The organism is Pseudohongiella sp. (genome assembly GCF_011050365.1).
Classification (GTDB): domain Bacteria; phylum Pseudomonadota; class Gammaproteobacteria; order Pseudomonadales; family Pseudohongiellaceae; genus Pseudohongiella.
In genome coordinates, this window is record NZ_DRFV01000002.1 from 365,248 (window position 1) to 385,271 (window position 20,024).

The 20,024-nt window shown below is 57.7% G+C and carries 22 protein-coding genes; 15 read left to right on the top strand and 7 right to left on the bottom strand.

Annotated features, from left to right (window positions below; all coding sequences use genetic code 11):
- Positions 1–10: 10 nt before the first annotated feature.
- The 3 genes from coaD to rsmD are packed head-to-tail and all read right to left on the bottom strand — an operon-like array spanning position 11 to position 2,177.
- Positions 11–508 (bottom strand): pantetheine-phosphate adenylyltransferase, encoded by a 498-nt coding sequence (coaD, locus tag ENH71_RS03085; RefSeq protein WP_294135953.1) that lies wholly within the window; start codon positions 506–508, stop codon positions 11–13.
- A 59-nt stretch (positions 509–567) separates the two neighbouring features.
- Complete coding sequence (locus ENH71_RS03090) at positions 568–1,575, bottom strand: YheT family hydrolase (RefSeq protein ID WP_294135951.1); 1,008 nt, start codon at positions 1,573–1,575, stop codon at positions 568–570.
- Positions 1,572–2,177: a 16S rRNA (guanine(966)-N(2))-methyltransferase RsmD gene (gene rsmD / locus ENH71_RS03095; RefSeq protein ID WP_294135950.1), complete on the bottom strand. Its 606-nt coding sequence runs from the start codon at positions 2,175–2,177 to the stop codon at positions 1,572–1,574. Before rsmD ends, ENH71_RS03090 begins: the two co-directional genes overlap by 4 nt.
- Before the next feature lie 146 nt (positions 2,178–2,323).
- On the opposite strand from rsmD, the gene ftsY reads away from it, so the two are divergent.
- The 11 genes from ftsY to ENH71_RS03150 all read left to right on the top strand — a co-directional run bounded on the left by ftsY (position 2,324) and on the right by ENH71_RS03150 (position 14,307).
- Positions 2,324–3,475, top strand: a complete 1,152-nt coding sequence (ftsY, locus tag ENH71_RS03100) for a signal recognition particle-docking protein FtsY (RefSeq protein ID WP_294135948.1) — start codon at positions 2,324–2,326, stop codon at positions 3,473–3,475.
- Positions 3,462–4,151, top strand: coding sequence for a cell division ATP-binding protein FtsE (gene ftsE, locus ENH71_RS03105; protein ID WP_294135946.1), 690 nt, complete (start codon positions 3,462–3,464; stop codon positions 4,149–4,151). The genes ftsY and ftsE overlap by 14 nt, the downstream gene beginning before the upstream one ends.
- Entirely contained in the window at positions 4,148–5,119 is a 972-nt protein-coding gene (ftsX, locus tag ENH71_RS03110; RefSeq protein WP_294135944.1) for a permease-like cell division protein FtsX, read from the top strand. Before ftsE ends, ftsX begins: the two co-directional genes overlap by 4 nt.
- A gap of 259 nt (positions 5,120–5,378) precedes the next feature.
- Complete coding sequence (rpoH, locus tag ENH71_RS03115) at positions 5,379–6,239, top strand: RNA polymerase sigma factor RpoH (protein WP_294135942.1); 861 nt, start codon at positions 5,379–5,381, stop codon at positions 6,237–6,239.
- 98 nt (positions 6,240–6,337) lie between these two features.
- The gene (locus ENH71_RS03120) at positions 6,338–6,718 is read left to right on the top strand and encodes a DUF423 domain-containing protein (protein WP_294135940.1); all 381 of its coding nucleotides are present in this window, start codon (positions 6,338–6,340) and stop codon (positions 6,716–6,718) included.
- 32 nt (positions 6,719–6,750) lie between these two features.
- On the top strand, positions 6,751–6,951 hold the full coding sequence (gene thiS, locus ENH71_RS03125) for a sulfur carrier protein ThiS (RefSeq protein ID WP_294135938.1): 201 nt from the start codon (positions 6,751–6,753) through the stop codon (positions 6,949–6,951).
- A gap of 64 nt (positions 6,952–7,015) precedes the next feature.
- Positions 7,016–7,816 (top strand): thiazole synthase, encoded by an 801-nt coding sequence (locus ENH71_RS03130; protein WP_294135936.1) that lies wholly within the window; start codon positions 7,016–7,018, stop codon positions 7,814–7,816.
- 1 nt (position 7,817) lies between these two features.
- The gene (gene trmB, locus ENH71_RS03135) at positions 7,818–8,534 is read left to right on the top strand and encodes a tRNA (guanosine(46)-N7)-methyltransferase TrmB (protein ID WP_294135933.1); all 717 of its coding nucleotides are present in this window, start codon (positions 7,818–7,820) and stop codon (positions 8,532–8,534) included.
- 61 nt (positions 8,535–8,595) lie between these two features.
- The gene (locus ENH71_RS03140) at positions 8,596–10,887 is read left to right on the top strand and encodes a sialidase family protein (RefSeq protein ID WP_294135930.1); all 2,292 of its coding nucleotides are present in this window, start codon (positions 8,596–8,598) and stop codon (positions 10,885–10,887) included.
- 167 nt (positions 10,888–11,054) lie between these two features.
- Complete coding sequence (locus tag ENH71_RS03145; protein ID WP_294135927.1) at positions 11,055–12,266, top strand: TAXI family TRAP transporter solute-binding subunit; 1,212 nt, start codon at positions 11,055–11,057, stop codon at positions 12,264–12,266.
- Positions 12,267–12,309: 43 nt separating this feature from the next.
- The gene (locus ENH71_RS03150) at positions 12,310–14,307 is read left to right on the top strand and encodes a TRAP transporter permease (protein ID WP_294135924.1); all 1,998 of its coding nucleotides are present in this window, start codon (positions 12,310–12,312) and stop codon (positions 14,305–14,307) included.
- 23 nt (positions 14,308–14,330) lie between these two features.
- Here ENH71_RS03150 and ENH71_RS03155 read toward each other — a convergent pair whose 3' ends face one another.
- On the bottom strand, positions 14,331–15,077 hold the full coding sequence (locus tag ENH71_RS03155; RefSeq protein WP_294135923.1) for a M48 family metallopeptidase: 747 nt from the start codon (positions 15,075–15,077) through the stop codon (positions 14,331–14,333).
- A gap of 152 nt (positions 15,078–15,229) precedes the next feature.
- Between ENH71_RS03155 and ENH71_RS03160 the strand changes: the two genes are divergently transcribed.
- From ENH71_RS03160 to ENH71_RS03175, 4 genes are all read left to right on the top strand, one after another.
- On the top strand, positions 15,230–15,652 hold the full coding sequence (locus ENH71_RS03160; RefSeq protein WP_294135920.1) for an HIT family protein: 423 nt from the start codon (positions 15,230–15,232) through the stop codon (positions 15,650–15,652).
- The gene (gene cmoA / locus ENH71_RS03165) at positions 15,649–16,389 is read left to right on the top strand and encodes a carboxy-S-adenosyl-L-methionine synthase CmoA (RefSeq protein ID WP_294135918.1); all 741 of its coding nucleotides are present in this window, start codon (positions 15,649–15,651) and stop codon (positions 16,387–16,389) included. Before ENH71_RS03160 ends, cmoA begins: the two co-directional genes overlap by 4 nt.
- Entirely contained in the window at positions 16,389–17,381 is a 993-nt protein-coding gene (gene cmoB, locus ENH71_RS03170) for a tRNA 5-methoxyuridine(34)/uridine 5-oxyacetic acid(34) synthase CmoB (RefSeq protein ID WP_294135916.1), read from the top strand. Before cmoA ends, cmoB begins: the two co-directional genes overlap by 1 nt.
- A 138-nt stretch (positions 17,382–17,519) precedes the next feature.
- Positions 17,520–18,488, top strand: a complete 969-nt coding sequence (locus tag ENH71_RS03175) for a helix-turn-helix domain-containing protein (RefSeq protein ID WP_294135915.1) — start codon at positions 17,520–17,522, stop codon at positions 18,486–18,488.
- A gap of 128 nt (positions 18,489–18,616) precedes the next feature.
- Here the strand turns inward: ENH71_RS03175 and rpmG are convergent, their stop codons facing one another.
- From rpmG to radC, 3 genes are all read right to left on the bottom strand, one after another.
- The gene (gene rpmG, locus ENH71_RS03180) at positions 18,617–18,772 is read right to left on the bottom strand and encodes a 50S ribosomal protein L33 (RefSeq protein ID WP_070116990.1); all 156 of its coding nucleotides are present in this window, start codon (positions 18,770–18,772) and stop codon (positions 18,617–18,619) included.
- 73 nt (positions 18,773–18,845) lie between these two features.
- On the bottom strand, positions 18,846–19,082 hold the full coding sequence (gene rpmB, locus ENH71_RS03185) for a 50S ribosomal protein L28 (RefSeq protein WP_294135904.1): 237 nt from the start codon (positions 19,080–19,082) through the stop codon (positions 18,846–18,848).
- Positions 19,083–19,183: 101 nt separating this feature from the next.
- Entirely contained in the window at positions 19,184–19,858 is a 675-nt protein-coding gene (gene radC, locus ENH71_RS03190) for a RadC family protein (RefSeq protein WP_294135901.1), read from the bottom strand.
- Positions 19,859–20,024: the final 166 nt, after the last annotated feature.

Consider the following 20,024-nt stretch of genomic DNA (forward strand, 5'->3'; position numbering starts at 1 on the left):
GCCGGATTGCTTACTGCTGGCCTGCTTTCTGTTCCGCCAGATGCTCACGCATGGCTTCGGCCACCAGCGGGTGCACAAAACGGCTGATATCACCGCCGTAGGACGCAATTTCCCGCACCAGCGTTGAAGAGATATAAGACAGATGCTCATCCGGGGCCATGAAAATGGTTTCTATGCCCGGATCCAGCGCACGGTTCATGCCGACCAGCTGGAACTCGTATTCAAAGTCAGCCACCGTCCGCAGTCCGCGTAAAATGACACTGGCACCGCGCTGGCGGACAAATTCAATCAGCAGGGTTTCAAACGCAACCACTTCAACATTGTCGACATGAGCCAATACCTTTCTGGCCAATGCAACACGTTTGTCAGTCGACAGCGAGGTGGTTTTTTGTTTGTTGACGCCGATGGCCACAATGACATTGTCAAACAGACGCGATGCGCGTTCCACCAGATCGATGTGGCCATTAGTGATGGGGTTGAATGTCCCCGGATAAACCGCTGTTTTCATGGTGTGCAGGGTCCTGTCGCGTCAAATGCCGCCTACAGTACACGAGGAACCAGGCCATGTCAGCTCAATTGTGCCTGCTCAATAAAGCGCAGTATGCGATGCTCAAGCCAGGCATTGTGGCCTTTCATGGCGAACCCGACATGGCCGCCGGATGGCAGAATTTCCCAGCTTACGTGTGCCGGCGTCTGATCCCGTGTGGGCAGTGCATGCAGCGGTATGATGGGGTCGTTGTGACTGTGCACCACCAGCGTTGGCACGGGTGTATCGGCAATAAACCGACGGCTGCTGCAGCGCTGGTAGTAGTCCTCGGCACCGGCAAAACCGTGCAAAGGCGCAGTTACCGCATCATCAAAGTCCCACAGCGTCTGCAGGCCATCGAGTGCACCAAGCCGGTTGATGGCCTGCACCTGGTCATCTCGCCCCTGCCGCACAAACGCGTCCCGCTTGCACTGCAGATCGGTGCGCAGACGGCGCAAAAAATAACGTCCATACCAATAGGCCATACCCGTTTTCATCTGCGCACAGCACAGGTCCAGTGAAAACGGGTTGGAGACACTGACAGCAGCACAGAGCTGATTTTTAAAGCGGGTTTCGCTAAGCCATTTGACCAGGACATTGGCACCCAGTGAATAACCGATCACCACCAGCGGTCGCTGCTGGCGCGCCATCAGTGCTGCCATGACTTCTTCCACATCACCGGAGCAGCCCGAGTGGTAAGCGATGGCGAGGCGGTTGTGGTCGCCGCTGCAGCCACGCAGATTCATCGCCACGCTGTCGTAGCCGGCGCCATGCAGAGTGTGTTGCATGGCCAGAATGTAGGGCGAGGCGGAGCAACCTGCCAGGCCATGCAACAGAAAAACCAGTGGTCTATCCGCGCCAGCGACGTCAGAGCCACCCGCATGAAGATGGTCCACATCAATGAAATCACCATCGGCCAGCTCAATGCGCTGACGCTGGCGAATCAGTGACGGCGCCGCTGCCAGCTTGCGCCAGATAGTTTGCAGATGCCCGCCGGGCAACCACCAGGGCGCGACCGGACTCACCGCAGCCGTCGACAGCTCAGTCATGCGCGCCTCTCGTACAGGCCATAATATACCGCGCCGGCACGCAGATTCTTGCGTGCCGTCCAGGTCGACGGCACCGGTAGTGCAGCCAGATCATGGCCGGACTCCAGATAAATCTGCGCTCTGGGTTTGAGAATACCGCTTGCCTCCAACTGCTGTACCGTATCCGCCAGCGAGTTGGCAGCAAACGGCGGATCCAGAAACACCAGGCCGAACCGTGTTGCCGGGTTGGCGTCTGCGCCGCGCAGCCAGTGTTCGGCCGCCGCCGTCACCACCGTTGCATTTTGCGCCTCCAGCAGGCTCAGGTGCCCCCGGATGCTGGCACTGGCTTCACCCGAGGCGTCAACGAAAACCGCAGAGCGCGCGCCACGGGACAGGGCTTCCAGGCCACAGGCGCCGCTGCCGGCGAACAGGTCCAGGCAATCTTCGTCGAGCACCCAGCCCTGCAGCCAGTTGAACAGGGTTTCGCGCACCCTGTCAGCGGTCGGGCGCAGGCCGGCCACATCGGGAAACTGCAACTTGCGTCCGCGCCATTGCCCTCCAATAATGCGGAGTGTGTTGCGCTGAGTTGCAGCAGACTTGTTGGTGGGCGTTCTTCTGGACACGAATCAGGGTCTGGTCAGGTAAACGGAATGTGCATTGTAACCTTAAATGTTAGACTAGCGCTTCCGGCTCTGTCCTATTCTGAGCCCCTGTTTCACGCCCGTAATCCGGGTCCGTATTCCAAGCCCGCATTTAGAGTTAGCTATTTATGTTCGGTTTTATCAAAAAACGCAAAAACACTGCTGATACGCCACCGGCCAACACGGACGCCGAACAGGTGCAGGACGGGGATACCCCGAGCCCGCCGGCTGAAGACGCCATTGACGCACCGGTAACGGATACGCCGGACGTGGCTGAAGTGGCGCCCGTGGCCGATACAGCCCCGGACGAGCCGGCAGATGAGCAGAAACCCGCCACCGGTGGCTTTTTCAGCCGCCTGAAACAGGGCCTGAGTCGCACCCGCAGCAATCTGGCCGATGGCCTCGGCTCACTGCTGGGCGGCCGCAAAACCATTGATGCGGAATTGCTCGACGACATTGAAATGCAACTGCTGACCGCTGACGTCGGTATCGAGGCCACCGACCAGGTTATTTCCGCACTCACCGCGAAGGTTAAACGCAAGCAGCTCAATGACGGTGACGCACTGATGGCGCAATTGCAGAGCGAACTGCGCGAATTGCTGGCGCCCTGCACCGCACCGCTGGAAATACCCCGTGAAACCAAACCTTATGTCATTCTGGTGGTTGGCGTTAACGGCGTTGGCAAGACCACGACCATCGGCAAACTGGCACGGCGTTTTCAGCAGGAAAAACGCAAGGTCATGCTGGCTGCCGGCGACACCTTCCGTGCTGCCGCCGTGGAGCAGCTGCAAACCTGGGGTGAACGCAACCAGGTACCGGTGATCGCCCAGGCATCGGGTTCGGACAGCGCCTCCGTTATTTTTGATGCCTATCAGGCTGCCAAAGCGCGCGGCATTGACGTGCTCATTGCCGACACCGCCGGGCGCCTGCACAACAAGGCCAATCTGATGCAGGAGCTGGAAAAAATTGTACGGGTGCTGAAAAAGCAGGATGACCAGTTACCGCATGAAGTCATGCTGGTGCTGGATGCCACGACCGGGCAGAACGCGCTGAGCCAGGCCAGGAGTTTCAATGACTCGGTTAAACTGACCGGCTTGTGCCTGACCAAACTCGACGGCACTGCCAAGGGCGGCATGGTGTTTGCCATTGCCAATGCCATGAAGTTGCCGATCCGTTTTATCGGCATTGGCGAGCAGGCCGAAGACCTGCGCCCCTTCGATGCCGACCAGTTTGTCGCCGCTTTGTTTTCGACTGACACGAGTAACCATGATTCGCTTTGACGATGTCAGCAAGCGTTACCCCGGCGGGCACGAAGCGCTCAGGCAGGTGTCGTTCGAGCTCGAGAAAGGCGAAATGGCATTTCTCACCGGCCGCTCCGGGGCTGGCAAGAGCACCCTGCTGAAGCTGGTCATGCTCACCGAAAAGCTCAACCAGGGACAGATTCTGGTCAGCGGTCGCAACATCAACCGCCTGCCGTCGCGCCAGATCCCTTATTACCGTCGCCGCATCGGCGTGGTCTTTCAGGATCACCAGTTATTGTTTGATCGCAGCGTGTTCGACAACATCATGCTGCCATTGCAGATAGAAGGTTATGATAAGCACGAGGCGGCGCGGCGGGTGCGCGCGGCGCTCGACAAGGTGGGCTTGCTGAACAAGGAAAAACTCAACCCGGTTACCCTGTCCGGCGGCGAACAACAGCGGGTCGGCATTGCCCGCGCCGTCGTCAACCGTCCGCAGATCCTGCTGGCAGACGAACCTACCGGTAACCTGGATCCGGAGCTGGCAGCCGAGATCATGGTGTTGTTTGAACAATTCAATCAGGTGGGTGTCTGCATGTTGATTGCCAGTCACGACCTGTCGCTGATCACCCGCCTGAAACACCGCATGCTGACACTTGATCAGGGGCGGCTGATCAAGGACGAACACCAGCCCAGCCGGTCAGGTAGCCAGCCATGACCGCCACGGCAAAAAACAGAAAACCCGGAAGCAGCAATACCAGAACGCGGCTGTCTGCGCGCCAGCGTCTGATGGCCGGGCTGATGTTGCACCGGGAATGCGCGGTGGATGCCCTGCGCCGCCTTTGGCAGCAACCGGCCAGTTCGGCGATGACGCTGGCAGTCATTGCCATTGCGCTCCTGTTACCGGCTTTGTTGTATGTCACCGGCAAAAACCTCAATCAGTTTGATGACAACCTGACGCAGGCGAACCTGGTAACCGTTTACTTGCAGGCGGACGCCACTGACAGCGACGTGGAAACCCTGCAACAACGCCTGGCAACACATGAGCAGGTCAGTACCACCCGTTATGTCTCCCCGGAGCAGGCTGCCGCTGATTTCGCCGAATGGTCAGGGCTGGGCGATGTCGTGGATTCGCTGGCACAGAATCCGTTGCCGGCAAGTATTGTGATTCAGCTCAGCGACACCCGTTACGAGACCGCCGTGCAAGCGCAGGACATGCTCGCCAGTCAGCCCGGTGTCGACCTGGTGCAGATGGATCAATTGTGGCTGCAGCGGCTGGACAGTTTTCTGAGCCTGACCCAGCGTGCGGTAATTGCGCTGATTGTAGTGTTGTCGCTGGCGGTGCTGTTTATCACCGGCAACAGTATCCGCACCAGTATTGCCAGTCGTGAGGCGGAAATTCGGGTAATGAACCTGATCGGCGCCACCAATGGCTTTATTGCGCGGCCATTTCTGTACAGCGGGCTCTGGTATGGATTGCTCGGTGGCGCGCTGGCCTGGCTGTTGCTGGCGCTGTTGATGATGATACTGCGCGGTCCGGCAACAGAACTGCTGGCATACTACGGCAGTCAGTATCAGCTGCAGGGACTGGGCGCCCGTGCCGGCGCCGTGCTGCTCGTTGGTAGCGCTGCGCTGGGCTGGCTGGGCGCACGCCTGTCAGTGTCACGTCACTTCACCAGATTCTGACTCTCGCCTCCGGCGCGGAGAAAAGGCAGGGAAGCAAAAAAATGCCTTTTTAAGCGTCGTTGCCCTTGAAATCAGTATTACGCAACATCAGATAATCACTCTGGTAAGAAAAAGTGGTAGAATAGGGTCGTTCAGTGGTGTCAATCACAGTTTTTCGACATCCATATTTAAATCTGTAGCACGTTTGTAACTTCGATCTATTGCATCGCAAGTCGTACGTTAAAGCGCAATATCCGAATTTATTATGAGCATAGGAAATATGACAACAGCCAAGAGTTTGCAACTAGTCGGCCCGGCCGTACCGGGTCGCGACCTATCTGCCTATGTGACGTCAGTTAACAGTATTCCTGTATTAACCGCAGAGCAGGAGCTGGAGCTGGCCAATCAGTACTATTACGAAGAGAATCTCGAGTCCGCCCGTCAACTGGTGCTCGCGCACCTGCGCTTCGTTGTGCACATGGCGCGCAGCTACTCCGGTTACGGCCTGTCACAGGCAGACCTGATTCAGGAAGGCAATGTTGGCCTGATGAAGGCCGTCAAGCGTTTCAACCCGGAAATGGGTGTACGCCTGGTGTCATTCGCCGTGCACTGGATCAAGGCAGAAATGCACGAATTCATCCTGCGCAACTGGCGCATCGTCAAAATTGCCACCACCAAGGCCCAGCGCAAGCTGTTCTTCAACCTGCGTAGCGCAAAAAAGCGCCTGGGCTGGCTGAGCAACGACGAAGCGCAGGCCGTCGCTGCCGATCTGGGCGTTGATGCGGCTGTCGTGCGGCAGATGGAAGGCCGCATGAGCTCGTATGACACGGCCTTTGACGCCGCGTCCGAAGCCGACGATGACGAGGCCTACAAGGCACCGGCATACTATCTGCAGGATGACAGTTCTGACATGGCACTCGATATTGAAGAAAACGAGTGGGAAGAAGAGCAGAACAACAACCTGTATCTGGCAATGAATGAGCTGGATGAGCGCAGCCGCGATATCATCACCAGTCGCTGGTTGACCGATCAGAAGTCAACGCTGCATGACCTGGCCGCCAAGTATAACGTGTCGGCCGAGCGTATTCGCCAGCTGGAAAAGAACGCGATGAATAAAGTACGCGGCGCGATGGTGGCCTGACAGCTTATTTTTGCGTGCCCTTCAGAAGCCGCTGCTAATGACAGCGGCTTTTTTGTTTTAATACAACGCCTGTTTCCAGACACTGCCGGAGTGCCATCATGCCTAGCCTGTTTATCGCCCTCGCTGCCATCAATGGCTTCATTGCCGTGGGCCTGGGCGCGTTTGCTGCCCATGGCCTGAAGAGCCGTTTGCCGGAAGACCTGCTCGCCATTTTCCAGACCGGTGTTCAATACCAGATGTACCACGCGCTGGCGCTGTTCGGTGTCGGTCTGCTGGCCATGCAGTTAAGCGACTCGGCGCTGTTGCGGGCCAGCGGCTGGTTGTTTGTGGTCGGTATTGTGATCTTCTCGGGTAGCCTTTATGTGCTGAGCCTGAGCGGTATTCGCTGGCTCGGTGCTATCACCCCGATCGGCGGTGTGGCATTTCTGACCGGCTGGGCACTGCTTGCCTTTGCCATGTTGGCCGGACGCACGCTTTAGGTTACTGGCAGGCTGACCGCGAGGATCAAGACATGAAGATTCAGGTAAATGGCGAAGCCATGGAGCTGGCTGGACAAACCAGTATTCAGGATCTGCTGGCACAACTGGAAATGACACAGGGGCGGGTTGCCGTTGAAGTGAACGCGGACATCGTGCCGCGCAGCCTGCACCCGCAACATCTGCTGAACGAAGGTGACCGCGTGGAAATCGTTCATGCGATTGGCGGCGGTTGATCCGACTGCTGCGATAACCGAAGCACCCCTGCCCTTTACAGAACAATCGCCCGGGATGATATTTATGGAAAACACCAAGCAAAATCAGGATAAACCATTGGTGCTGGCCGGCAAAACCTACCAGTCACGCCTGATCATCGGCAGCGGCAAGTACGCCGACTTCCAGCAAAACCTTGCCGCGCTGGAAGCCAGTGGCGCCGAGATGATCACCGTCGCCATCCGCCGGGTAAACCTGGGGCAGAACAAAGGCGAACCCAGTCTGCTGGAAGTGATCTCACCGAAAAAATACACCTTCCTGCCCAATACCGCTGGCTGCTACACCGCCGACGATGCCGTGCGCACCTGTCGCATGGCGCGCGAACTGCTCGATGGTCACAAACTGGTCAAGCTGGAAGTACTGGGCGACCAGAAAACACTGTACCCCAATGTTACTGAAACCCTGGTCGCAGCAGAGCAACTGGTGGCCGATGGTTTCGATGTCATGGTGTATACCAGCGACGATCCGTTGATCGCCAAGCGTCTGGAAGAGATCGGCTGCATCGCCGTCATGCCCTTGGGTGCGCCGATCGGCTCCGGCCTGGGCATTCGCAATCCCTACAATATCCGCATGATCCTGGAGAACGCCTCGGTCCCCATTATTGTGGATGCCGGCGTGGGTACCGCATCGGATGCCACCATTGCCATGGAACTGGGCTGCGATGGCGTGCTGATGAATACCGCCATTGCCGAGGCGGGTGACCCTGTTCTGATGGCCTCGGCCATGCAGAAGGCGGTAGCCAGCGGTCGTGAAGCCTGGCTGGCCGGACGTATGCCGCGCAAGTTGTACGCCAGTGCCTCCTCTCCAATAGACGGGACTTTTTTCTGACATGAACGAAGACAAATCGCCTACCGGCACCGAACATCACCGCCCGCTGCGCAGCTTTGTTATCCGTGCCGGACGGCAGACAGCATCGCAAAAAGAAGCGCTGGAGAAGTACTGGTCGCGTTATGTGATAGATGACACTGCCAGCCTTCTGGACACCGAAGCCGTGTTCGGGCGCAAGGCCCCACTGGTGCTGGAAATCGGATTTGGCATGGGAGACTCGTTGGCCGAAATGGCGGCAGCCAACCCGGACCAGGACTTTATCGGTATCGAGGTGCACCGCCCCGGGGTCGGTAAGTTGCTGGGCCATATTGAACGGCTCGGACTGAGCAATCTGCGTATCTACTGCCATGATGCGGTAGAGATTCTGGCGCGCTGCATCGCCGATCACTCTCTGAATACGGTACAGATTTTTTTCCCCGATCCCTGGCACAAAAAGAAACACAATAAGCGCCGTCTGGTGCAGCCCGCCTTCATCGCGCATCTGACCACCAAACTGGTGCCAGGCGGCACTATTCATCTGGCCACCGACTGGCAACCGTATGCGGAACACATGATGGAAGTGATGAGTGCCGCCGCTGAGCTGGAAAATACCGCCGGCGCCGACGCTTATGCCGAAAACACCGGACGCCCGGAAACCAAGTTCGAACGCCGCGGACATCGCCTTGGCCACGGCGTCTGGGATCTGGTGTTTCGCTACCATGCAACCGAACTGTCATAAACAGGTAATACAGGTTTGTTAGTGTCCCCGGTTTAGTTTCCGATTACGGGTTACCTACGACATGATCAGCAAATCGCCCCGATTGATAACCGCCTGCGCCCTGATTGCGCTGCTCGCCGCCTGCGACACGCAACCACAGACACCGTCTGCGACCCAACTTTCCGACACCGATCAACAGACCGCCTTCCGTCTGCGTCAGGATTTCTCTGCGCCCTTGAATGCCGACACAGGCTGGGCTGCCGGGCTCAATGAGAATGCGACGGTATTCACCGATGAGCCGTTCCGGCTGCGCGTTGAAGTACAGGCAGCTGGCAACTGGCCGGGCACTGACACCGAAAGACGTTATCAACTTCAATACCAACGTAATGGTGGTGACTGGCAAGCCATGCCGGCGGAAAATTTTCCGCAGCCGCAAAAGGTATTCATGCCAGACCTCACTGCTGATCCGGGCAGTACCTGGCAAGTGCTGAGCGGCAATCCATCGGCGCTTGCACGCAACACTGACGGCGATGAGCCCTTTCTGGCGCTGACTGCCGGCGAGCAGGCCGCGATAGCGCTTGGCCGCTACGAAACCCTGTGGGACGCGGTGGAGATTGGCGTCGATGTTCGTCTGGCAGCAGACGAGACCGGCGGTGCCGGCATCATCTTTGGTTACACGGATGCACAAAACTATCATCGCGTTGCAATCAGCACTGCCGGCCATGTCATCGTGGACCGGTATGTCGACGGGGAAGCCACACGGATAGCGGAGGCGACCACCGATATCGTCACCGGGCGCTGGACTGAATTGACTATCGCCACGAACAGTCGTGAGGTCACATTCGAATACGGCGATGGCGCATTTGAGCTGACTGCCGAATTCGACGCTGACATACCTGCCTCGGTCATTGGTCTTTATGTGCCTGCTGGCACCTCGGCAGACTTTGCCAACCTCGTTATTGAGGGTGAACCGCGCTCACCGCGTATCAGCATCATGGCCGCCGACAGCTTCGGCCACGGTGAACAAACCATCGACTTGCTGCCCGCTTCGGACACAGACTTCAACGGCGGCTCCGGTGTCAGTTTCGGCAACACCACACGCCCGTGGACACAAGCCAGTGGCCACAGCGAATGGGAATGGCCGCTGGTAATTCGCCGCTTTGCCGATGGCGCAGAAACCAATGAGACAGGTGATAACTACGCTTTTCGCATGGTCACAGAGAGCGGCGAGCCACTGGTCGCCAACGCGCAGCCGGTGGTGAGTGTTGCGGTACCGCCACGCCATCTGGGCGGTGTTTTTGTCGAGACGCCGGCGCGGATCGGGCCGTTCGAAGCCAACAACGGCGATCGTTACTTTCTGATGGAACCGGCCGAAACCGACAATATGCTGATGGTCGTCAAGTCCACTGATGGCGGACAGAGCTGGCAGGAGGTCGATGGCAGCAATCGTCCGGCAACCGGTGACCTGGAAGGGTTTGCCGCTGTGCTGGCGAATGCCACCCTCTACATGCTGCATCAAACCTCCGACAATGTCTTCCTGCATGCTTTCCGCACCTCGGACCACGCCGGACAGCCCGATACCTGGGCAATACAGGATGCGTGGCTGGCCTCTCCGCAAGAGCCGCCGACACAGGTAGCGGACATTGCCATGCGCTCTGATGGCAGCATCGTGGGTGTGTACGGCGGTGCGGAAAAGATTTATCTCAAAATACGCTCCCCGGACGGCGTCTGGGGCGACGAGATTGTTGTCGATGCTGATCAGCCCCGGCGGCTGTCCGGTCCCACCCTGGTCTCCGGCCACGATGATATCGTGCATCTGGCCTACACCGGCAACGATGGCAGCGCCTGGTACCGCCGCCTTCTTCCCGACGGCAGCCTGACACCGCGCCGACAGGTCAGCACCGAACTGGGCACCCGTGCCGAGGATGTTGCCTCGATTTTACCGCTGGTGTTTCTGCCCGGCAGCAATAGTGTCAGCATCCTTTACCGGGTCAGTGCCGGCACGCTGTGGGAGCGCCGCGTCAACAGCGCCGGTGAACTGAGTGATGCGGTCAGGGTAAGTGATCGCACCGTGGTGCAGAATGCGGTGGATTCAGACCAGACCGGAGCACATGCCATTGCCGACGGCGCGCGCGTGCATCTGTTGTTCATTGATGACAAAAGCCGCCATCTTTTTCACACTTTCACCGATGATGCAGGCAACTGGCAGCCGGCAACATTGCTGGTGGATGACATCAACGGCCAGTGGGTGCGTGGGGCACAGCTCAATAGTGATGGCCAGGGCCGGGTTTATGGCTATGTCTATGACGCCGGCGCTGACGGTGGCTCGGGCAAGAATCGCTACGGTGAAATCCCGTTGGCCGACCTCCCCTAGGTATCCTGCCACGGGACAGAGGACGAACAGTTAGCTGATGGTATGGCAATGGTGGGGCAGCTACGTTATTCTTCGGCGTTAAGTATTCAGCCTGACAACAATAAACACCGGGCAGTAATCACCGGTGATTCCTGGCTGCACCCGCCCCATCAGGAGTCCTATAACAGATGCCTACACTGCTCCCAAGCCGCGCCCGCCGCCTCGTCAACGCTGGCTTTTTGGCACTGACCGTCTCTGCACTGGCCGCTTGCGGTGTTGAGGAGTTACCGGAAAATCCCCTGGCCGGTCAACTCGATATGCCGCGCACCGTGGCCTGGTCGGCGTACCCGACCGGCACCGGAGGTTACAGCCAGGCGGTCGCCATCGGTAATATTCTGCAGCGTCAGTATGGCGTCAACCTGCGCGTAGTACCCGGCCGTAATGACGTGTCTCGTCTGGCGACACTGAACGCCGGTCGCGTCCACATGTCGGCAGGCGGATCGGAAGCGGTCTACGCCCAGGAAGGCATTCTCAATTTTGCATCGCGCATCTGGGGCCCGCAGCCCATCCGCGCAGTGCTGTCCAATTACTCCACCAGCTGTTCGTTCAGCCTCGCTACCGCAGCGGACGCCGAGATCCGCGAGGTGGAGGACATCCGCGGCAAGCGTGTGACCTGGGTACAGGGTGCCCCCTCTTTGAACAACGCCCTGACAGCATTGCTGTCTTACGCCAACCTGACCTGGGACGACGTGGAAATGGTTGAGGTCGGCGGTTATAACGCTTCCATCGACGCGGTGATCAATAACCGTGCCGATGTCGCGGGTGGCGCCTGCAATTCACCGCCCTTCCTGCGCCTGGAAACCTCGCCACGCGGTTTGTTCTGGGTCGAGTTTCCGCCTGACGACGCCGATGCCGTACAACGCGTGCGCCGTCGCCTGCCCTGGTATGTGCCCCATGTTGCCACTGAGGGTCCCGCCATAGACGAGGAAACAGGGATCAATGTGTTTACCTCGGCCTATCCCTTGCTGGTAGCGATGGACGATGCCGATACCGACATGGTTTACGGCATGACCAAAGTCATCGCGCTGCACTACGACGAGTACAGGAATTCAGCGCCGGGGGCCAACGGCTGGCGCATCCACGGTCAGCAACTTGCAAATGCCTTTATTCCCTATCACGAGGGTGCCATCCGCTACTTCAAAGAGATCGGTATCTGGACGCCGGAGGCCGAAGCCAACCAGCAGGCGAATCTGACCCGACAACAGGTGCTGATGCAGGCGTGGCAGGAATACAACGTCTCTGCTCCCGAAGATCGCGCGGCGTTTGAAGCCGGCTGGCTTGAATACCGAGAGCAGCGTCTGGCCGAGCTCGGCATGGTTACCCTGGCCGACACCCAATAATGCCTGTCATCACTAAACAAAACCTACAACAAGACGACTGCCCATGAGTAACAGCATCATTCCACCGATAGCGCCACCGAAAAAAGACGACTCCGAACTGCCCGCGATCGGGCGCTACCGTGAACTCACCCGGAAATGGCGTGTGGTCATGGCGACGCTGACAGCAATGGCATCTCTGCTGGCCATCAACCAGATTTTTGCCCTGGGCTTTTTTGTTGATTTCACCATGCTCGACGGCCGCTACCTGTACCTGATCACCGGCCTGATGCTGATCATGGTGTTCATCACCTTCCCCTCACACAAAAGCAATCTGAATTTTGTGCCCTGGTATGACAAGGTCATCATGGCCGCCATTGCGGTCATTTTTTCCTATTTTGCCTGGAATGCTGAACGTATCATTCTGGATGCCTGGGAGTACGTCGCGCCGGTCGAGGGTGTTGTGCTGGCACTGATCACCTGGGCCATCATTCTGGAAGCAGGGCGGCGTGCCGGCGGCTGGCCGATATTCTGTATCGTGTTGGTGCTGTCGCTGTACCCAACTTATGCTGACAGAATGCCTGATGTGATCGCCGGTATCGGCATGCCGATTCACGACGTCGCGATTTTCCATGTTCTGGGCGAGGAAAGCCTGTTTGGCGTGGCACTCAACTCCTTTGCCATGCTGGTGTTTGGTTTCATTCTGTTCGGCGTGGCGCTTCAGTACACTGGTGGCGGCCCCTTCTTTATCAATTTTGCCTTTGCCCTGCTGGGTCACAAACGTGGCGGCGCCGCCAAGGTGGCGATTTTCTCCAGTGGTCTGATGGGGTCGATGAGCGGCGGCCCCATCACCAACGTACTGACCACCGGCCCGCTGTCGATTCCGGCCATGCGTCGCACCGGCTTTTCGCGCGGTTATGCCGCTGGCGTTGAGGCCTGCGCCTCCACCGGGGGTGTGCTGATGCCGCCCATCATGGGCGCAACTGCTTTTGTCATGGCCAGCTTCCTGGGCGTAAGTTACGTCACCGTGGCAGTGGCCGCGATCGTCCCGTCATTGCTGTATTTTTACGGCCTTTTCATGCAGATAGATGCCTACGCGGCGCGCAACAAACTGGAAGGCCTGCCCAGGGATGAACTGCCCAGCCTGGGCAAGGTGTTCAAGGAAGGCTGGTATTTCATTGCCGTGTTTGTGGTGCTGACTTTCATGCTGGTGTACATGCAACGTGAAGCCACCGCACCGTTTATCGCCACCGCAGCGCTGCTCATCATCAACCAGTTCACCGTCCATAAAATGAGTCTGGACAAGTTTCTGCTGATGGTGGCCGCCACCGGCCGGCTGATGGCGGAACTGGCCGGTATTCTGGCAGCCATCGGCCTGATTGTGGGTTCGCTGGCCGTCACCGGCATGGCGGGCACGCTGGCTAACGACCTGGTCTACCTGGCCGGCGACAATGTGCTGGTGCTGCTTATCATGGGCGCGCTGACCAGTTTTGTGCTGGGCATCGGCATGACCGTGACCGCCGCCTATATTTTCCTGGCCATTGTACTGGCACCGGCATTGATCAATGCCGGCCTGGATCCCCTGGCGTCACACATGTTCATCATGTACTGGGGCATGCTCAGCTTTATCACGCCACCGGTGGCGCTGGCAGCGTTTGCCGCAGCCAGTGTTGCCCAGGTGTCAGCCATGCGCGCGGGCTGGGAAGCCATGCGCCTGGGTGCGATCATTTATTTTATTCCGTTTTTCTTTGTCCTTAACCCGGCGCTGCTGCTGCAGGGTGATTTCGCCGGCATTGCACAGAATGTCGGTACTGCATTGATCGGCGTGGCCTTGATTTCCGCCGGCCTGCAGGGTTACCTGCTTGGATTTGGGCGCATCGGAGAGGACAAACTGGGCCTGATTTCGCGAGGCTGTGTCTCCATCGCGGGCCTGGCGCTGGTGACCCCCGCCGGTGGCTTGTATGGTTTCAGCCAGACCATCCTGATCGCAGTGTGTGCTGCTTTCCTGGTCGCGGGCATCGGTATTACCCTGCTACAACGCAAACGCTTGCTACCGGTGGTCTGAGCCCGCGGCTCAACCGGCAGACATCAGAACCAGAGCCGGTGTTCGTGCTGCTTCAGCCAGCCGACATAGCGTTTGTAGTCGGGGCATACGCTTGCCACGGCCTGCCAGTAGACCGGTGAGTGATTCATGTGCAACAGGTGGCACACCTCATGGCAGATCATGTAATCAATGACGCCATCCGGCGCCAGCATGATCAGCCAGTTGTACTGAATCCTGCCCTGCGCGGTGCAGTGCCCCCATTTGCTTTTGGTTTTGCGAAACACCACGTCCTTGAGCTTTGTCCCCACACCAAGATGATCTGCCAGCGCGCGGGTGCGGGCGGGCAACCAGGCTTTGGCCTGCTCCTGCAGCCAGCCTTTAAAAATGGCAGTCACTTTGTCCGGGCTCAGGTCGGGACCGCTGATGATCAGTTCGCGCGTGCTGACCGCCACCGCGCTGCGTGGCGCCGCTCGCAACCGAACCGTTAGCGTCCTTGCCTTGTACAGAATTTCGCTGCCGTCAGTTAACGACAGGTGTTCGGCCGCACGCTGTACTTTCTCCTGATGCTTGCGGCAAACCCAGGCCTGATGGCGGGATAGAAATTGCAGAATGTCCCGGCGCGCGATCCGCAATGGCGCCCGCACCTCGATACGATCATGACGCACATGCACGGCCAGGCTTTTGCGACGACTGCGCACCAGATGACAGGGTAATGGCAACCCGTCCACAGTCAGAGTCCCGTCATCTGACGGCGGGCTGTTCAGGCGCTGCTTGAGCATAAATTTAAGCACGGTTGGGTGTCCGACCTGTTGAATCTTTGTCTGCTGGCACGGCGGGTCGCGAGCGGTTGGACTGTAACACGAAATCCCGCATAATAGCGCCCTGCGCACCCGCTTGCGGGCAAGATCCATCAAGCAAGATTCATCAGCTAAAGGCCGATTGTATGAGCAGCCTGTTCACCCGAATCCGCGAGGGCGAGTTACCCGGTCACGTACTTTGGGACGATGGCCGCTGTTTTGCCATCCTCACCATCAAACCGATTCGGGTAGGCCACTTGTTGGTGATCCCGCATCAGGAAGTCGATCATTGGGACGACATGGACGCCGGGCTTAGTGCCCATGTATTCCAGGTCGCCAGTTTGCTGTCGCGGACCCTGCGCAGTCTGTTCCCTTGTGAGAAAGTGGGCCTGATGGTTGCCGGCCTGGAAGTGCGCCACGCACACCTGCACCTGATCCCGATCACTGCCATCAGCGACCTCAATTTTGCGCTGGCGCAGGAGCGTGAGGAGGAAGCCCAATTCGGCACCGCCTGCCGCATTCGTGAGGCGTTGCGCGACGCCGGCCACCAGGCTGTTCCCGAGTTATGACAACATCCGGCATACAGCACGACAACATATTTTCCAGCCCCCAGGCAAACTCGGACTTTGTTTTTGACGAGAAAGTCGCCGCCGTGTTTACCGACATGATCAATCGCTCGGTGCCCGGTTATGCCACCATCCTGTCGATGATCGGTGTGCTGTCTGCGCGCTACGTTACACCGGGTTCCTGTATCTATGACCTGGGCTGTTCACTGGGCGGTGCCAGCCTGGCCATGGCACACCAGATTCCGCACCGGGACTACCAGCTGTTCGCCATCGACAACTCACCTGCCATGGTTACCCGGCTGGAAAAAGCGCTGGCGGAGCCCGAGTCTGCGCAGCTGCCAGTCACCGTGCTGTGCGAGGATGTCTGCGAGTCGCAGATCAGTAATGCCTCGGTTGTCGTGCTCAATTTTACCCTGCAGTTTATTGCCCCGGCCAAACGCGCGGCACTGATTCAGAAAATAAGTGATGGCCTGAAGCCTGGCGGTATACTCATTCTGTCCGAGAAAATACGTTTCCCGGCACCGTCGCTGAATGAGCTGTTTATCGACCTGTACCATGAGTTCAAAATGGCGCGGGGTTACTCGGAGCTTGAAGTCAGTCAGAAACGTGCAGCACTGGAGAACGTACTGATCCCGGAAACCATCAACGATCACAAGCAGCGATTGCAGGACGCCGGCTTTCAGTCCTGCGATGTCTGGTTTCAGTGCTTCAACTTTGCCTCCATGGTCGCGGTGCGCTGATGTGGCATGGTCGTGATACCGGGGCTGATCAGCGGCTGCAGCAATTGTTGCGTGACACACCGCTGGAAACGCTCAGTCATTATGCCAGCGAGGCCTACCTTTATTCGCGCGGGCACGGGCTCACCGAACGCTGGCTCACCCTGTTTGATGAGCTGCCGGCGATATCGGCCAGCAGTATTGATCTGGCCACGCAGGTACGTATCGGACAGGCCGACGACTGTACGGAGGAAGAGCAGGCGGCGCTGGCAGTGGCGGCGCGCACTTTCATGCCCTGGCGCAAGGGGCCCTGGTCCCTTTTTGGCCTCGAGATAGATACCGAATGGCGTTCGGACATGAAGTGGGACCGTCTGCTTCCCCACATACAGCCGCTGGCCGGCCGCCGCGTGCTTGATGTCGGTTGCGGCAATGGCTACCACTGCTACCGTATGCTGGGTGAGAACGCCGAGCTGGTGCTGGGGGTGGACCCGCATCCGGCCTATTTTTTCCAGTATCGCCTGATGCAGCACTTTCTGCGCCACCTGGCGGTCTATGTGCTACCCATCACCCTGGATCAGTTTCCTGACAAGTCGGGCATATTTGATACCGTATTTTCCATGGGTGTGCTGTATCACCGGCGCTCGCCTATTGATCATTTGTTGCAGCTGCAAAGCTGTCTGCGCGAAGGCGGCGAACTGGTGCTCGAATCACTGGTAGTTGATGGACCGGACGGTTACGCCCTGATGCCGGAAAATCGATACTGCCAGATGAAGAACGTATGGTTTCTGCCTTCAGTCGCCACCACCGAAAGCTGGCTGAAACGCTGTGGTTACCTGAATGTGCGTACAGTTGACGTCAACGCTACGGACAGTAGCGAACAGCGCAGTACCGCCTGGATGCCATTCCAGTCGTTGCGCGACGGGCTGGACCCGCATGACCCGGCACTTAGTGTCGAAGGGCTGCCAGCTCCCAAACGCGCAATTACCCTTGCCACCGCGCCGCCAAAACGCAACTGATTGATTCACAAGTTTGTATTGACCTGCGCCGTAAAGTTGGTTCACTATAGATCGTGATGTGGGGTCAACTCTAACTAAATAAGCAAGAACAAGAGATTAACATCACGTTAATAACAAAAAAAATAAGGAACTGCGCCCATGGCACGTCCACTTCGAATCGAATATCCCGATGCTTACTATCACGTCTCAAATTTCGCTGTCGAAGGGCAAAAAGCATTCCCCTCCGCGCGCTACTATGAGGCGTTCCTCCAGGCTCTTGATGAGACCTGCTTACGCCTGAACGTGCAGGTTCACGCGTACTCGCTGCTGAAAGATCAGTATCACCTGCTGCTAAAGACACCCGAAGGCAACCTCAGTCGCTTTATGCGTCAGATCGACGGGTTGTACACGCAGTATTATCAGCGCCTGAAAAAAAGCGAAGGTTCATTATTCCGGGGTCGCTACAAAGCGGTGCTGGTGCAACCCGATCAATACCTGCTTCCGCTGACCCGGTACATTCACCTGGGGGTGAGAAAGCAGGATCTGGATACCAATACCTGGTCCAGCTATCTGGCCTACACCAACAAGGTGAAACCGCAAAGCTGGCTGGTGCGCGATGAGGCACTGGCGCAGATTGACGGTCCTGCCAATCGCCGCTATCAGCGTTATGCCGACTATGTGAAGGCCGGCGTGGATGATGAGCTGGCACATTTTTATGGCAAAAAGAACCTGTCGTCCGTCATGGGCGACGAGAAATTCCGTAAATTTGCCAGTGGCAAACGCAGTGCCAGCAAGCCCCGTGGTGTATCCCGCGGCGCCAATGCCAAGTGGCGACCGGCATGCAAGGAGATTGTCAGCGCCGTGGCAGCTCACTTCAAGGTCACCGAGGACAGCATTTACCAGGCTGCCCGCGGCCCGGGCTCCAAGAATGTGCCGCGCTGGGTCGCCATGTACCTGTGTCAGGAGCTGTCAGCGTCAACCTTGCAGACCATCGCCCGCCTGTTCAAGCTGAAGCGCTACGGTACGGTGTCAACCACCGTCGGCAAGCTGAAAAAGGAGTTTGAAACCGACCCCAAATTACTGGCGTCGACGCAGAAGCTGATCAGGTCACTGAGCAAGCAGAAGTAGACAGTGGCTTAAAACAGGAATATCAGGCACACAAAAACCCGGTTTGCTGCACAGCAAACCGGGTTTTTTATGGCACCGAAACGAAGAGTCAGAGCGTTAGCCGGCGGCAACGCCAGCAAAAAACCGTCTTACTTGATCTTGGATTCTTTGTACATCACGTGCTTGCGCGCTTTGGGATCGAATTTCTTGATTTCGATCTTGTCAGGCGTCGTACGCTTGTTCTTGTCAGTCGTGTAGAAATGACCGGTACCTGCGGAGGAAACCAGTTTAATTTTATCGCGCATCGCTGCTCACCATCTGTCTGGATACAATTTTAATTACGCCGCGGGCGTTTTATAAATCACGCCGCGGAGGTGTTTAAACCTTGATGCCACTGGCACGGACATTGACCAGTACGGCATCAATGCCGTTCTTGTCGATTGTGCGCATGCCTTTGGTGGACACTTTCAGTTTCACAAACCGGTTCTCGGACTCAACCCAGAAACGGTGTGTGTGGATATTCGGGGAAAAACGACGTCGGGTGCGATTGTTCGCGTGAGAGACGTTGTTTCCTGTAATCGGCTTCTTGCCGGTTACCATACATACATTAGCCATGACCTTGCCTCGTTACGGTTTCGTAATCTGCTCCGGGTGCTGCCGGAAAAAAAGAGCTGCGTTTTATACCAAAATAGCGACGCTAAAACAAGCGATTTTGCTTATAACAGGCCTCTTTCGGCAAAAGACACCACTTCCATACGCCCGACCACGACATGATCGAGCACCCGTACATCAATGGTATTCAACGCCAGCTTCAGGCGATTGGTGATCGCAATGTCCGCCTGACTGGGTTCAGCCAGCCCGGACGGGTGATTATGGGCGAAAATCACTGCCGCTGCATTGTTGTGCAGGCAACGCCTGACCACTTCGCGTGGATACACCGCGGCGCCATCGATGGTGCCACGAAACAGCTCCTCCATGGCGACCACTCTATGCTGATTGTTGAGATAAAGACAGGCAAATACCTCCTGTTGGTAGTCACCCATGCGTGCACGCAGGTAATCACGGGTCAGATCCGAATTGGTCAGCGCGTCGCTTTCGGCCAGACGCTCACCCATGTAACGCCGGGCCAGCTCCAGCACGGCCTGGAATTGCACATACTTGCCCGGTCCCAGACCGTCCCTGCGACAAAATTCATCAATGCTCGCGGACAATATGCGGGTGAGACTGCCAAAATCGCTGAGCAGCTCTCTGGCGACGTCCAGCGCGTTTTTACCGACGATGCCGGTACGCAGGAACACCGCCAGCAGCTCGGCGTCTGACAGGCTTGCCGGCCCACCTTGCAGCAGCTTCTCCCGTGGCCGCTCGGTGGCCGGCCAATCCTTGATGCCCATGCTGTTTCCTCCATGAAACAAAGCGGTCTTTTTGTGTGACCCAGCTGTTTTATAGCACCGCACCCGTGGACTTGCCTTGCTGATCCGGCCTCAGGTTGCATAGAATGCGGGACAGACCTGCCCGCCGGTCACCCACTGGCAACGCAACAGGCGCGCGTGATGGCGC

Coding starts and splice junctions, on each gene's coding strand:
- cmoA (WP_294135918.1), top strand. CDS start 15,649: ATGACAACATCCGGCATACAGCACGACAACATATTTTCCAGCCCCCAG.
- ftsX (WP_294135944.1), top strand. CDS start 4,148: ATGACCGCCACGGCAAAAAACAGAAAACCCGGAAGCAGCAATACCAGA.
- ENH71_RS03130 (WP_294135936.1), top strand. CDS start 7,016: ATGGAAAACACCAAGCAAAATCAGGATAAACCATTGGTGCTGGCCGGC.
- ENH71_RS03175 (WP_294135915.1), top strand. CDS start 17,520: ATGGCACGTCCACTTCGAATCGAATATCCCGATGCTTACTATCACGTC.
- rpmG (WP_070116990.1), bottom strand. CDS start 18,772: ATGCGCGATAAAATTAAACTGGTTTCCTCCGCAGGTACCGGTCATTTC.
- ftsY (WP_294135948.1), top strand. CDS start 2,324: ATGTTCGGTTTTATCAAAAAACGCAAAAACACTGCTGATACGCCACCG.
- rpoH (WP_294135942.1), top strand. CDS start 5,379: ATGACAACAGCCAAGAGTTTGCAACTAGTCGGCCCGGCCGTACCGGGT.
- cmoB (WP_294135916.1), top strand. CDS start 16,389: ATGTGGCATGGTCGTGATACCGGGGCTGATCAGCGGCTGCAGCAATTG.
- ENH71_RS03150 (WP_294135924.1), top strand. CDS start 12,310: ATGAGTAACAGCATCATTCCACCGATAGCGCCACCGAAAAAAGACGAC.
- ENH71_RS03090 (WP_294135951.1), bottom strand. CDS start 1,575: ATGACTGAGCTGTCGACGGCTGCGGTGAGTCCGGTCGCGCCCTGGTGG.
- ENH71_RS03145 (WP_294135927.1), top strand. CDS start 11,055: ATGCCTACACTGCTCCCAAGCCGCGCCCGCCGCCTCGTCAACGCTGGC.
- rpmB (WP_294135904.1), bottom strand. CDS start 19,082: ATGGCTAATGTATGTATGGTAACCGGCAAGAAGCCGATTACAGGAAAC.
- trmB (WP_294135933.1), top strand. CDS start 7,818: ATGAACGAAGACAAATCGCCTACCGGCACCGAACATCACCGCCCGCTG.
- ENH71_RS03120 (WP_294135940.1), top strand. CDS start 6,338: ATGCCTAGCCTGTTTATCGCCCTCGCTGCCATCAATGGCTTCATTGCC.
- ENH71_RS03140 (WP_294135930.1), top strand. CDS start 8,596: ATGATCAGCAAATCGCCCCGATTGATAACCGCCTGCGCCCTGATTGCG.
- thiS (WP_294135938.1), top strand. CDS start 6,751: ATGAAGATTCAGGTAAATGGCGAAGCCATGGAGCTGGCTGGACAAACC.
- ENH71_RS03160 (WP_294135920.1), top strand. CDS start 15,230: ATGAGCAGCCTGTTCACCCGAATCCGCGAGGGCGAGTTACCCGGTCAC.
- radC (WP_294135901.1), bottom strand. CDS start 19,858: ATGGGCATCAAGGATTGGCCGGCCACCGAGCGGCCACGGGAGAAGCTG.
- coaD (WP_294135953.1), bottom strand. CDS start 508: ATGAAAACAGCGGTTTATCCGGGGACATTCAACCCCATCACTAATGGC.
- ftsE (WP_294135946.1), top strand. CDS start 3,462: ATGATTCGCTTTGACGATGTCAGCAAGCGTTACCCCGGCGGGCACGAA.